The sequence below is a fragment of the Nocardia sp. NRRL S-836 genome (assembly GCF_001279525.1).
GTDB lineage: Bacteria > Actinomycetota > Actinomycetes > Mycobacteriales > Pseudonocardiaceae > Lentzea.
On record NZ_LGDY01000114.1, the window covers coordinates 262167 to 275217 of the forward strand.

Genomic DNA, 13051 nt, shown 5'->3' on the forward strand with positions numbered 1-13051 from the left:
CCCCGGTCTAGCTGGCGGTGCCCGGCGACGAGGCCTCGGCGTTGCCCGCGACGCCGTACCGGCCGGACCGGCCTTCGAGCTGTTCGTGCAGCGCCAGCACCGCGACGACCTGACCGGCCGAGGTGTCGGAGTTGTCCACCGTGGACAGAACCGACGTCGCGTTCGTGTCCGCCCGCACCACACCGATCGCGCCGGTGCCGTTCGCGGAGCCGTTCGCACCGGCCAGCACGACACCCGCGCCGGCGCGGTCGAGCTGGGTGGCGAACCGCGCGACCGTCGAGGCCCGGTCCGCGGCCGAGTCGCCGAGCGCCGCGCCGCCGGTCAGCACGATGGCGAGCTGCGCGGGCTTCATGCCGGAGGTGGCCTTCACGAAACCGGCGTTGGAGAGCCCGGCGAGGGCGGCCGCGGTCTCGTCGGGGGAGGCCTGCGGCTGGTTGGTGGTGGGGTTGAGCAGCAGCAACGCGCCGAACAGGCCACCGGCGCGGGTGCCGGGGTCGGCGGCGGTCGGCAGCTGCGTTCCCGCGGGCTGCAACCGGGCCACGAGCTCGCGCAGCTGGTCACCGCGCGCCGGGTCGGCGAACGCGTCGGTCAGCTGGAGCTCGCCGGTGACCGTGGCGCCCGCGGCCTTCAGCAGGCCGGACAGGGCGTCGCGGTCGGACGGCCGGGCGTCCGAGGTGGTCACGAGCACCACGGTGCGGTCCGTCAGCCGGCCCTTCACGGCGAGCGGGCCGACGGACGCGGCGAACTTGTCGGCCTCGGTCAGCTTGGCGTTCAGCCCGTTGCGGTCGTTCTGCAGGTCGTTCACCTGCTGTGCCAACGAGTTCTTCTCGTCGCTCAGCCCGGACAGCAGCCGCCCGCTGATCGCGGTCGAGCCGAGCACGACCCCCACCGCCAGTGCGAGGAACACCGCGGTGATCGAGACGATGTGGTAGCGCAGCGAGATCACGAGAAGAACCCCTTGAACCAGTTGACGACGGATTGCCAGCCGTCGACCACGATGTCGACGTAGACGTGACCGACGCCGGACACGGCGAGTGCCGCGGCCATGGCGGCGATCGCGGCGGCCACCAGCAGGACGATCACGCCCAGCGAGACCCGGCTGCGGTGCAGGGTCGCGACGGCCTCCCCGTCCACGAGCAAGCTGCCGAGCTTCAGCCGGGTGAGGAACGTGGAGGGGTTCGAACCGGAGTGCCCGCGGTCGAGGAACTCGCGCAGCGTCGCGCGCAGCCCGACCGTGACGACGAGGGACGCGCCGTGCGCCTCGGCCAGCAGCAACGCGAGGTCCTCGGCGTTGCCGGACGCGGGGAAGGTCACCGCGCCGATGCCGAGGTCCTGGATGCGTTGCAGGCCGGGCGCGTGGCCGTCGGTCTGCGCCGGGACGACCACCTCGGTGGCGGCGCGCAGTGACGCGGTGCCGATGCCGTCGGGGTCGCCGACGACGATGTCCGGCTTGAGTCCCGCGTCGTGCAACGTGTCCGCGCCGGTGTCGACGCCGATCAGCACCGGCCGGTACTCACGGATGTACTTCCTGAGCTTGCGCAGCTCCTCCGCGTGCGACGGCCCGCCCGCGACGACGAGCACCTGCCGGTCGCGCATCGCCACGTACACCTCGGGCACGCCGACGCCGTCGAGGACGAGCGCGCGTTCCCTGCGCAGGAACTCGATGGTGTTGGCGGAGAACGCCTCCAGCTGCGCCGACATGCCGGCCTTCGCCTCGATCATGGCGTCGGCGACGCTCTCCGCGTTCTGCTCGACCCCCTTGGCGAGCTCGCGTTCCCCCGCGTACACGACACCCTCGTGCAAGCGGATCTTCGTGCCTTCCCTGATCTCGCGCAACGCGGTGGCGCCGACGTTGTCGATGAGCGGGATGCCCGCCTCGATCAGCAGTTCCGGCCCCAGGTTGGGAAAGCGGCCGGAGATGGACGGGGAGGCGTTCACCACCCCCACCACCTCGGCGGTGACGAGCGCCTCCGCGGTGCGCCGGTCGAGGTCGACCAGGTCGAACACGGCCACGTCCCCGGGACTGATCCGCCGCACCAGGTCGCTCACGCGCCGATCGACCCGCGCGACACCCGTCACACCGGGAAGTTCGTGGTTGGTGCGGCTCAGCAACCCGGAAAGCTTCATGTGCCGATAGTGACTGACGCTGCGCACGGGACAGGTGAGGCACGCCGGGCGGTTGGTGCTGGTCAGTCGTCGGGGTGAACCACCACGGCACCGAACGCGACCACCACGGCGGCCAGCAGCACCCAGATCCCGGCGCCGAACCCCGCTTCCAGCGCCGGGTCGATGGTGATGTTGCCGGTTTTGTGGAAGTTGATGGCGTTCACCAGGTACACGAACACCATCCCGGTCGTCCCGGCGAGCGCGGCCGCCCCGGCGAACGCGAACTTCCTGAGGAAGATCCCGGCGACGAGCACCAGCGCGGCGACCACGACGGGAATGCCGAACATCGGCCCGTGCGGGTCGACCGTGTCACCGAAGTGCGTGCGCCAGCCCGTGGTGACGAACTCCGTCTGCGGCTGGTCGGGCGCGAGGCGGATCCGCAGCTCGGACAGCGGCAGGAACGTCGCACCGGCCGCCGCCACCGCAGCGAGCACCAGCAGCCCGGCGTGCAGGAGCTTCCTCACGCCGCCTCCCGTTGTGCCGCAACGGCACCGACCAGCGCCACGACCGTGCCGACGACCAGGAACACCAGGCCGTACCCGAGCGCGAAGTCGCCCTGCTGGTCCGCGGCGTGCCCGCGGTCCGAGACGACCAGCGCCGCCACGACCGCGGTCGCCCCCGCCTGCGCCACCGCCCCGGCGAGCGCGGCCCAGCGCACCTTCACCCCGGCCACCAGCAACGCCATCGTGGCCGCGACCGGGATGCCGTACCAGGGCGAGAGCTCACCGGCCGGCCAGTCGCCGGGCTTGTTCACGACCTGCGTGCCCCAGGCCCGCACGACCACCTCCACGTCACCGGCGTACGCGGTGGAGTACCACGGCAGCACCATCGCGCCCGCCGTCAGCACCACCCCCACCGCGATCAACGCGATCGCCGTCGGCCGCCCGATCACCGTGCCTCCTGTTCCCCGACCGGAATCCCGAACGGCGGCGTGGCGTCGTCCGCGTTCCCGGCCGGCTCGGCGTTTCCGGTCCGGCCCGCGGCCGGTCCCACGTCGGGAGGCCGCGACCGGTGGGCCAGCACCGCACCGGCCAGCCCGACCAGCGCACCCGCCGCCAGCAGGTACAGGCCGGGCAGGCTCGTCTGCTCGTAGCTGGACTGCGGGTCGTGCTCGACCTTCGCCAGCACCGCGTCCCAGTACCGGACCTCGACCACGAACGCCAGCACGACCCCGAAAAGGGCGCCCGCGCCGACCACCGTGACGATCCGCGCCGTTCTGGCGATCTTCTCACCGGCGAGCGCGCACACCGCGGCCAGGACCATCACCCCGGCGGCGAGCAGCACGGGCAGCGCGGCGGACATCGTGGTGCGGGTCGCGGGGTAGCCGGGCGCGTCCGACGTCACGCCCCACAGCGAGAAGAACACGCTCAGGCCCGGCGACGTGCCGCTGTAGCGCGTGACGTACATGTCCAGGGAACAGCTGACCGCGGTGAGCACCCCGCCCAGCAGCACGACCCCCGCGGCGATCCTCCGGTCAGTCACCGCGCGGCTCCCCGGTCATCGGGATGGCCAGCCCGAACGGCGGCGTGTCGTCGTCGGTCATCTGGTGCACCACCACCGCGTCGTCGTCAGGCTCCGGTGCGGCCGGTCGCGGCCGCTGCACGAGCACCGCGCCCGTGAGAGCCAGCACCGCGGCCGCCACCAGCAGGTAGAAGCCGGAGTTGAAGTGGTACGCGAACGGCGGTGTCGCCCCGGCGTCGAACGCGTTGACCATCTCCTCGTCGCGCAGCACCCCGACCCCATACGCCACCACGGCACCGAGGAACGCGGCCGCCGCGGCCAGCGCCACCACGCGGGCGGGCGGCGCGATCCGGTCGCGGCGCAGCGCGAGCAGCCCGGCCACCACCGCGACGACGAGGGTGACCAGCACCGGGGTGCCGGCGTTGAGCAGCGGGCTCACGTCGCGTTCCGCCGCGGGCGTGGCCGACGAGGGCACCCACAGCGACCCGTCCCACGCGAACGCGTCGACCGGGCTCGTGTGCATCACGGTGTACATGGGCAGCAGGTTGCTGACGCCCGCCAGCACTCCGGCGAGCACCAGGAGCAGCGCGGCCCGTCTTCCCCGGTCAGTCACGCCGGTGCTCTCCTACCTCGACGGGTACCACGATGCCGAACGGCGGCGTGTCGTCGTCCACGAACCGGTGCACCACCACCGCCTCCTCCTCCGGTTCGCCGACCGGCTGCCGCGGCCGGTGCACCAGCACCACCGCAGCGATCCGCCATCGTTCGACCAGCACGCGCTCACTCACGCTTCGGCTCCACGACCACCGGAAACCCGTAGGGCGGCGTCTCCTCTTCTTGGTGGTTCCCCACACCGCCCGCACCCGGCAGCTCCTGGTGCAACAACGCCGCCACCACCCCCACCCCCGCGGCGACGAGCAAGACCGTGACCCCGTTGCCCCGCACCACCTCCACCGGCACCGGCAGCTCCAGCTCCGCGAGCCGCTCCACCACCCGCTGCACCTGGTTGAGCGACAACCAGGCGAGCCCCACCAGCACCCCGGCCCCGAGCAACGACCCCAGCCGCGCCACCGGCCGCCGAAACGCCAGCACCGCCGCCCCCGCCATCAGCACCGCCGCCGCGACCGCCGGCCACCCGAAGTCGATCGGCGCCAACATCAACGCCCCGCGGAAGTCGTCGTGCTCGACCCCCCACGTCGTGGCCTCGAACCGCAGCCTCCGGTTGCCGACCTGCGTCTGGACCGAATACCCGACCAGGAACGTCGCGGCCACCGCCAACCCCGCCGCCACGAGCACCAGCACCGCCCCGAACACCCGGCGCGTGGTCACAGCTCCGGTCCACCTTCCACCGCACCACCGTGTGCGTCCGCTGACCGGGCTTCGGTCACGTTCCCCCCATCATGCCCAACCAGCGCACGTTGGGCGCGGACGAACCGACGCGCCGGTCGCGCCGGCGCGCGGACCGGGTCGGCGCGAGTCGGGCGGCGCGGGGGTCGGGGCGGCGCGGCGGTCTGGGCGGTATGAGGTGACGCGGCGGTCAGGGGTAGCGCGGCGGCCCAAGCGGCGCAGCTGCGCGAGGGCCACAGTGGCGCGATCGCCCAAGCAGCATGGCCAGTCCAGCGGCGTGGCCAGTCCAGCGGCGTGACGGTCCGAGCCTCGGCTTCGGCGGCCGAACTCGCACCACGGGATTCACCAGCGCGCGCAGACCCAGCCCACCTGCGACCAATTGCCGGCGATCATGCGGTCAGCGCCGATCCAGTGGCCCACCGGTCCAGGCAACCCAGCCCGCGCCAACCTCCGGCCAGCACTCAACCCCAGGCCAACGCTCAACCTCAGGCCAGCGCCGAACCCCAGCCGCCGGGCCACCGGCCCCGTCAGAGCCAAACCGCCGTCCGCGCCAGCCAATCACCGCCACCGGCCAACTCCAGCCAGCGCCCAACCCCACGGCCAGCCACCACCCCAGGCGGCGCCCAAAACCCAACCCTCAGGCCTTCTTCTTCCGCCTCCGCACCACCGGCGTCGCCGACTTGTCGGCCTTCGCCGCCGCCAGCAGCTCCTCCGCGTGCGCCCGCCCGGTGTCGGTCGAGTCCATCCCGGCGAGCATGCGGGCCAGTTCGACCACCCGCTGCGTCTCGTCGAGCTTGCGGACCGCGGAGCGGGTGAAGCGGCCGTCAGCGGACTTGTCGACCACCAGGTGCCGGTCGGCGAACGCCGCCACCTGCGGCAGGTGCGTCACCACGATGACCTGGTGGGAGCGGGCCAGGCGGGCGAGGCGGCGGCCCACCTCGACCGCGGCTCGGCCGCCGACGCCGGCGTCGACCTCGTCGAAGACGAGGGTCGGGACCGGGTCGGAGTGCGACAGCACGACCTCCAGGGCCAGCATGACGCGGGACAGCTCGCCGCCGGACGCGCCCTTGTGCACGGGCAGTGCGGGGGCGCCGGGGTGGGAGATCAGGCGCAGTTCCACGTCGTCGACGCCGGACGAGCCCGCGTGCAGGATCGAGCGGCCCACCGCGAGTGCGTTGGGGTCGCCGGACTCGGCGTGGCGGGGGCGGACCGCGATCTCGACCGTGGCGTGCGGCATGGCGAGGCCGTCGAGCTCCTCGGTGACGGCCTTGCCCAGTTCCAGGGCGGCCTCGGTGCGTGCGGCGGTGACCTGCGTGGCCAGTGCCGCCAGCTCCACGGCCAGTTCGTCGCGGCGCTTGGCCAGGCCGGCCAGCGCGTCCTCGGAGGTGTCCAGGCCGTCCAGCCGCGAGCGGGCCTCGGCGGCCCACGCGATCACGCCGTCGACGTCGGCGGCGTACTTGCGGGTCAGCGCCTTCAGCTCGGCCTGGCGCTGCAGCACCTGCTCCAGCCGGCCGGGGTCGGCTTCGAGGTGGTCGAGGTAGCCGGAGATCTCGCCGGCGACGTCGGACAGCAGCGTCGCGGCCTCGACGAGGCGGGGTTCCATGTCGCGCAGCTTCGGGTCCTCCGACGCGCCCAGGCGGCGGGCGGCCTCGGAGATCAGGCCCAGCGCACCGGGGTTCTCCGGGTCGCCCTCCAGCGAACCGGACACGGCGAACTGCGCGCCCTGGGCCGCCTCGCGCAGCTGGTCGGCGTCGGCGAGCCGGCGGGCCTCGTCGTGCAGCTCGGCGTCCTCGCCCAGTTTCGGGTCGACGGCGTCGATCTCGGTGAGGCCGTGCCGCAGCAGGTCGGCCTCGCGGGCGAGCTCGCGGGAGCGCTCCGTGCGTTCGCGCAGCTCGGTCGCGACCTTCAGCCACTCCTCGCGGATGCGCTGGTACTGGCGCAGCGGCGCGGCCACGTCGTCGCCCGCGAACCGGTCCAGCACACCGCGCTGCTCCGTCGGGCGCATGAGCCGCAGCTGGTCGTTCTGGCCGTGCACCGCGATCAGCTGCTCGGCCAGTTCGGAGAGCACGCCGACGGGCACGGAGCGGCCGCCGACGTGCGCGCGCGAACGGCCGTCCGCACCCACGGTGCGGATGGCGATCAGTGAGCCGTCCTCGTCCGCCTCGCCGCCGACCTCCTCGGCGACCTTGGCGGCCGGGCTGCCCGCCGGGGCCTGGAAACGGCCCTCCACCACGGCTTTGTCGGCTCCGGTGCGGACCCGGGACGCCTCCGCCCGGCCTCCGCCGAGCAGGTGCAACCCGGTCACGACCATGGTTTTGCCCGCGCCCGTCTCACCGGTCACGACGGTGAATCCGGGATCGAGTTCGAGAGTGGCCTCGTCAATCACGCCAAGGCCATTGATGCGCATCTCGGCCAGCACAGGGCGAACCTTACTTGTCGGGTCCGACATTTCCGGATGGGGCGTGTCTCTGGTGGCACCATAACGAGCCAGCGCGGACGCACCGAGCGGCGCGGTCAACCTCCCGATGGTCCCCGCCACCCCTTCACCGGCAGGTCGAACTTCTCCACCAGCCGGTCGGTGAACGGGGCGTGGCGCAGCCGCACGACCTTGAGCGGCACCTCGCCCTCGACGATCTCGATCCGAGCACCGGCGGGCAGTTCGAACGTGCGCCGCCCGTCGGCGGACAACGCCGCCGGGTGCCCGGTCGCCTCGATCTCGAACGCCACGTGCGACTTCGGCGAGACGACCAGCGGCCGGGCGAACAGCGCGTGCGCGTTGCTCGGCACCACCAGGATCGCCTGCACGTCCGGCCACACGACCGGCCCGCCCGCGGAGAACGCGTAGGCCGTCGAGCCCGTCGGCGTCGCGCACAGCACGCCGTCGCAGCCGAACGCCGACACCGGCCGCCCGTCGACCTCGACGACGACCTCCAGGATGCGTTCGCGGATCAGCTTCTCGACGCTGATCTCGTTGAGCGCCCAGGTCTTGACGACGACCTCGCCGGCGACCGTGGCGACGAGGTCGAGCGTCATGCGCTCTTCCACGAAGTAGTCGCGTTCCAGCACGTGGCCGACGGCCTCGTGCAGCGCGTCCGAGTCGGCCTCCGCGAGGAACCCGACCCGGCCCAGGTTGACGCCCAGCACCGGCACCCCGGCCGGCCGGGCGAGCTCGGCGCCGCGCAACAGCGTGCCGTCACCGCCCAGCACCAGCACGAGCTCGGTGCCCTCGGCCGCGTGGTCGTCGGCGGGCACGACCTTGGTGCAGCACGACGGCCCGAGGTCACGGGCCTCGTCGTCGAGCACCCGTGTCGTGACGCCGCCGACGGCGAGCCGGCCGGCGACCTGACGGGCGAGATCGATGTTGCTCTGGTGCCCGGTGTGGACGACCAGCAGGACTTCCCTCATCAGGGCCCTTCTTCGACGGCGGTGCGCACCATCTCTGCGGCATCGACGGGTTCGCCTTTGCGCAGCCAGAGGAAGTACTCGACGTTGCCGGACGGGCCGGGCAACGGGCTCGCGACGACCCCGTGCACGGCCAAGCCCAGTTCCGCCGCGGCCCCGGCCACGTCCAGGACGGCTTCGGCACGCAGCTCGGGCTCGCGCACGACACCACCCGAGCCGAGGCGTTCCTTGCCGACCTCGAACTGCGGCTTGACCATCGGCAGCAGGTCGCCTTCCTCGTCGAGGCACGCGGCGAGTGCGGGGAGCACAAGCCTCAACGAGATGAACGAAAGATCCGCTACCACGAGTTCAACTGTGCCGCCGATGTCCTCTGGGGTGAGGGCACGGACGTTGGTCTTGTCCTTCACGACGACCCGCTCGTCGGTCTGCAGCTTCCAGTCGAGCAGGCCGCGTCCGACGTCGGCCGCGACGACCTGACGGGCGCCGTGGCGCAGCAGCACGTCGGTGAAACCGCCAGTGGATGCGCCCGCGTCGAGACAACGCTTCCCGACCGGGTCGACCTTGAACGCCGCCAGCGCGCCGACCAGCTTGTGCGCGCCCCTGGAGGCGTAGTTCGGGTCGTTGTCGAGGTCTTTGACGACCACCGCGTCGGAGGTCTCCACGGCGGTGGCCGGTTTGGTGGCGACGGTGCCGCGCACCGTCACGCGCCCGTCCGCGACGAGCTGGCTGGCGTGCTCACGGGACCTGGCGAGCCCCCTGCGCACGAGTTCGGCGTCGAGCCGCACCCTGCGTGGCACTGTGCATCACACCTTGTCGATGCTCGACAGTGCTTCGGTGAGCGTGGCGTGCACGGCGTCGAACCGCGCCACGTGCTCGGCCAGCGGCACGTCCTCGAGCCCGTCGAGCCGTTCCAGCGCGCCGTCGATGGCGTCGGCCGGGTTGGGCGGCGGTCCGGGCAGGGGGTAGCTCACGCCCTTACGGTAGCCGATGCAGTACCGACAGGTCCGCGCCGACATACGTGGGGCGCTGGTCTTCCGGAAGCGCTTGCGCCTCCTCGGCCGTCGACACACCCGTGCACACGAGCAACGAGTCCATGCCGGCGTTGACGGCGCCCAGGATGTCCGTATCAAGCCGGTCGCCGATGACCAGCGGGCGGTGAGCGCCGAGGTCCTTGGCCGCCTGCCGCAGCAGCGGCGTGGCGGGCTTGCCGGCCACGAGCGGCTCCTGGCCGGTGGCCGTGCGCAGCGCCGCGACGAAGCTGCCGTTGCCGGGCAGCAGACCGCGCTCGGTGGGCAGGGTCGCGTCGACGTTGCACGCGACCCACAGCGCGCCGTTGCGGATGGCCACGGCGGCCTCGGCCAGCTCACGCCAGCCGAGGTCCATGCTGAGGCCCTGCAGGACGGCGCGCGCCTCGGCCGCAGTGTCGACCGGGGTGAGGCCGCGCTTGAGCACCTCGGCCTGCAGGGCCTCGGTGCCGAGCACGAGAACGTTCGTGCGCGCAGGCAGGCGGTCGGCCAGCATGGCCGCGCCCGCCTGCGCCGACGTGCTCACCTCGTCGACGCTCGTGTCGAACCCGAGCTCGACGAGGTGGTCCGCTACCGCCTGCGGTGAGCGGGAGGCGTTGTTGGTGACGTACCGGATTCCGACGCCCTTGCCCCTGGCCTCCGCAATCGCTTCGGCGGCACCGGGCACGGCCTCTTGTCCGCGGTAGACGGTGCCGTCGAGATCGATCAGCAACGCGTCGTACCGGTCGACCAACGTCTCGCTCACGCCTGTCCAATCTCCTCTGGGGAGTTCTTCGCCGGAGAGGTCTCCTCCGAAGAGTTCGCCTCCGGGGAGGTTTCCTCTACAGGGGTCTCGTCCTGGGTCAGCTCGAACGCGCGCTCGGCGGCGTCCGTCTCCCCCTCGTCGTCGGCCTCGGCGGCGTTGAGGAACCACTTGACGGCTTCCTCGGTGCGGCCGGCCGCGGCCAGGTTGTCGGCGTAAGCGTAGAAGAGCCGCGCCGAGTACGGGTTGCGCTGTCCCGGGTCGAGGTCGGGACCCTGCAACGCCACCACGGCGGCGTCCAGCTGACCCATGTCCCTGCGCGCACCGGCCGCGACGATCCGCAGCTCGATCGCGTCCTCCTGGCTGAGCTCGGCCGCGGCCGGGTCCTTCGCCAGGTCGATCGCGCGCTCGGGACGGCCCAGCGCCCGCTCGCAGTCCGCCATGATCGCGAGGTGGCCCGGTCCGGCCATCATCCGGCGGGCGGCGCGCAGCTCGCTCAGCGCCTCGGCCCACTCGTCCGCGAAGTACGCGGTGAGACCCGCCGCCTCACGGACCACGCCGACCCGCGCCGCCTTGCTGCGCGCGTACCGGGCGTGCTCCAGCGCCAGCTCCGGGTCTTCGTCGATCAGCAGCCCGGCCGCGGCCAGGTGCCGTCCGATGATCTCCGCGAGGCCCTTGGGGAGGCTGCGGAGCTCGGCCTTGATCTCCGGGTCGAGCAGGGAGAGGTCGGCCTCCTCCGGGAGCTCCGGCCGGCCGCCACGGGGACCGCTCGGCACCTCGTCGCGGTCGTCGGCACGCTCGTCGCGGGTGACCCGCTCGTCGCTCTGGCCGCGGTCGTCGCCCTCGGCACGGTCGTTGCCCTCGGCACGGTTGTCGCTCCCGGCACGGGGGCCGTCGGTGTCGCGTGCTTCGCTGCCGCCACGAGCCTCGTCGCTCTCGGCGCGCTCCGACTCGTCCTCAGCGGCGCGGACGTCGCTGTCGGCGTCGGCGGTGTCCTGGTCGACGCGAACGTCGGCGTCGGTGTCACCCTCGACGTCGCCGTCCACGGCGTCGGCGGAGACCGCGTCGTCGGCGTCGGACTGCCCACGGGACGCGGCACGCGAGGCAGCCGCACCGTCACCGAGGCGGTAGCCGGCACGCGCGGGGGTGGCGTCGCCGTCGGAGGTCACGTCCGGGGTGGCGGTGCTTTCCTGGCCCGTGGACTCCTGGTCGGAGATGCGGTCCTGGAAGCGCGCGGCACGTTCCCGGCTGCGCTCGTCACGACGGTCGTCCCGGCGGTCGTCGCGCTGGTTGCCGGAGGTCTCCGAGCGGTTGTCCGAGCGGTAACCGGGACGGTCGCCGTCCTTGCGGAAGCCGGGACGGTCGTCGGAACGGTTGCCGCGATACCCGCCGCGGTCACCGGAGGTGTTGCCCCGGTAGCCACCGCGCTCGCCGGAGTCGCTGCCCCGGTAGCCGGGACGGTCGCCGCCACGGTCGCTGGAGCGGTCGTCACGACGGTCGCCGCGGTAACCGCCACGCTCGCCGGAGCCCTGGCCGCGGTACCCGCCGCGGTCGCCGCCGGAGCGGTCGTCCCTGCGGAAGCCGCCGCGCTCGCCACCACGGTCGCTGCCGCGGTCATTGCCGCGGTCGTCGGAACGGGTGCCGCGGTACCCACCGCGATCACCGGAGTCGCTGCCGCGGTAGCTCGGACGGTCGCCGTCCTTGCGGAAGCCGGGACGGTCGTCGGAGCGGTTGCCCCGATAGCCGCCACGGTCACCGGAGTCGTTGCCGCGGTAGCCGGGACGGTCGCCGCCACGGTCGCTGGAGCGGTCGCTGCGGAAACCACCGCGGTCGCCGCCGCCGGAACGGTCATCCCGACGGAAGCCGCCGCGGTCGCCTTCCTTGCGGTATCCGCCGCGGTCGCCGGAGCTGTCGCCCCGGTAGCCGGGACGGTCACCCGTGCGGGAGCTGCCGCGGTCGTTGTCCTTGCGGAAGCCGCCACGGTCGCTGGAGTCGCTGCCCCGGTAGCCGGGACGGTCGCCGGAACGCGAGCCGCGGTCGCTGGAACCTTCCTTGCGGAAGCCGCCGCGGTCGCCGGAGTCACTGCCCCGGTAACCGCCGCGCTCGCCGTCCTTGCGGAAGCCGGGACGGTCGTCGGAACGGTTGCCGCGATATCCACCACGGTCACTTGAAGTGTTGCCCCGGTAGCCACCGCGATCGCCCGAGTCGCTGCCGCGGTAACCGCCGCGGTCGTTCGAGTCGCCGCCCCGGTAGCCGGGACGCGAGCCGCGGTCGCTCGAAGAGCGGTCGTCACGGCGGTAGCCGCCACGATCGCCGGAGTCGCTGTTGCCGCGGTAGCCCGGACGGTCGCCTTCCTTGCGGAAGCCGCCGCGGTCGGAGGAACGGTCGTTCGACCGGTAACCGCCGCGGTCGCTGGAGCCTTCCTTGCGGTAGCCCCCGCGGTCGTTCGAGTCGCTGCTGCCCCGGTAACCGGGACGGTCGCCGGAGCGGTCCGAGCGGAAGTTGCCGCGGTCGGACGAGTTGCCGGCGCGGTTGTCTCGACGGTCACCGCTCTGGGGGCGGTCGCCGGAGCCTTCACCACGCGAGTAGCTGCCGCGGTCGTCGCGGCTGTTGTTGCTGAACTTGCGGTCGCCTGCTGCTGAGCGGCCACCATCGGCGGAGCGGCGCGGTCGGTCTCCCTGGCCACGCTGACGGTCGCCGGGACGATCCCCGAACCTTGACACCAAATCCTCCTACTGTAGACACGCTGAAAGGGGCCTGTGAGCGAGCACTGTTTTTGTGCCCCGCATCACAAGCCCCTTTCAGGGAAGTAAGTTCGGCGGCGACCTACTCTCCCACACCGTAACCAGTGCAGTACCATCGGCGCAGAAGGGCTTAACTACCGGGTTCGGAATGGGACCGGGTGTTT

14 protein-coding genes and 1 rRNA gene are annotated in these 13051 nt (G+C 72.7%); all 15 read right to left on the reverse strand.

Annotated features, from left to right (window positions below):
* Positions 1–7 precede the first annotated feature (7 nt).
* Positions 8–946, reverse strand: a complete 939-nt coding sequence (locus ADL03_RS29185; RefSeq protein WP_053736755.1) for a copper transporter — start codon at positions 944–946, stop codon at positions 8–10.
* Entirely contained in the window at positions 943–2127 is a 1185-nt protein-coding gene (gene steA / locus ADL03_RS29190) for a putative cytokinetic ring protein SteA (RefSeq protein WP_053736756.1), read from the reverse strand. The genes ADL03_RS29185 and steA overlap by 4 nt, the downstream gene beginning before the upstream one ends.
* Before the next feature lie 62 nt (positions 2128–2189).
* A complete protein-coding gene (locus ADL03_RS29195; protein ID WP_053736757.1) occupies positions 2190–2630 on the reverse strand; it encodes a hypothetical protein in 441 nt (146 codons plus the stop codon).
* Positions 2627–3058, reverse strand: coding sequence for a hypothetical protein (locus ADL03_RS29200; RefSeq protein WP_053736758.1), 432 nt, complete (start codon positions 3056–3058; stop codon positions 2627–2629). The genes ADL03_RS29195 and ADL03_RS29200 overlap by 4 nt, the downstream gene beginning before the upstream one ends.
* Positions 3055–3648: a hypothetical protein gene (locus tag ADL03_RS29205; RefSeq protein ID WP_053736759.1), complete on the reverse strand. Its 594-nt coding sequence runs from the start codon at positions 3646–3648 to the stop codon at positions 3055–3057. Before ADL03_RS29205 ends, ADL03_RS29200 begins: the two co-directional genes overlap by 4 nt.
* Positions 3641–4240 (reverse strand): hypothetical protein, encoded by a 600-nt coding sequence (locus tag ADL03_RS29210; protein WP_157529434.1) that lies wholly within the window; start codon positions 4238–4240, stop codon positions 3641–3643. The genes ADL03_RS29205 and ADL03_RS29210 overlap by 8 nt, the downstream gene beginning before the upstream one ends.
* Complete coding sequence (locus ADL03_RS29215; protein WP_053736761.1) at positions 4233–4415, reverse strand: hypothetical protein; 183 nt, start codon at positions 4413–4415, stop codon at positions 4233–4235. Before ADL03_RS29215 ends, ADL03_RS29210 begins: the two co-directional genes overlap by 8 nt.
* Complete coding sequence (locus ADL03_RS29220; protein ID WP_053736762.1) at positions 4408–4956, reverse strand: hypothetical protein; 549 nt, start codon at positions 4954–4956, stop codon at positions 4408–4410. Before ADL03_RS29220 ends, ADL03_RS29215 begins: the two co-directional genes overlap by 8 nt.
* A gap of 655 nt (positions 4957–5611) precedes the next feature.
* Positions 5612–7393, reverse strand: coding sequence for a DNA repair protein RecN (gene recN, locus ADL03_RS29225; RefSeq protein WP_053736763.1), 1782 nt, complete (start codon positions 7391–7393; stop codon positions 5612–5614).
* A gap of 95 nt (positions 7394–7488) precedes the next feature.
* Positions 7489–8379, reverse strand: coding sequence for an NAD kinase (locus tag ADL03_RS29230; RefSeq protein WP_053736764.1), 891 nt, complete (start codon positions 8377–8379; stop codon positions 7489–7491).
* Positions 8379–9173 (reverse strand): TlyA family RNA methyltransferase, encoded by a 795-nt coding sequence (locus ADL03_RS29235; protein ID WP_053736765.1) that lies wholly within the window; start codon positions 9171–9173, stop codon positions 8379–8381. Before ADL03_RS29235 ends, ADL03_RS29230 begins: the two co-directional genes overlap by 1 nt.
* Positions 9174–9179: 6 nt before the next feature.
* Entirely contained in the window at positions 9180–9347 is a 168-nt protein-coding gene (locus ADL03_RS48830) for a hypothetical protein (RefSeq protein WP_197288729.1), read from the reverse strand.
* A 4-nt stretch (positions 9348–9351) separates the two neighbouring features.
* Entirely contained in the window at positions 9352–10146 is a 795-nt protein-coding gene (locus ADL03_RS29245; protein ID WP_053736767.1) for an HAD-IIA family hydrolase, read from the reverse strand.
* Positions 10143–12866 (reverse strand): hypothetical protein, encoded by a 2724-nt coding sequence (locus ADL03_RS48835; RefSeq protein ID WP_197288730.1) that lies wholly within the window; start codon positions 12864–12866, stop codon positions 10143–10145. Before ADL03_RS48835 ends, ADL03_RS29245 begins: the two co-directional genes overlap by 4 nt.
* A gap of 90 nt (positions 12867–12956) precedes the next feature.
* Positions 12957–13051 (reverse strand): 5S ribosomal RNA (rrf, locus tag ADL03_RS29255); the annotation flags it as partial.

Excerpts from the sequence above, each read along its gene's own strand:
- ADL03_RS29230 (WP_053736764.1), bottom strand. The coding sequence starts at position 8,379 with ATGAGGGAAGTCCTGCTGGTCGTCCACACCGGGCACCAGAGCAACATC.
- steA (WP_053736756.1), bottom strand. The coding sequence starts at position 2,127 with ATGAAGCTTTCCGGGTTGCTGAGCCGCACCAACCACGAACTTCCCGGT.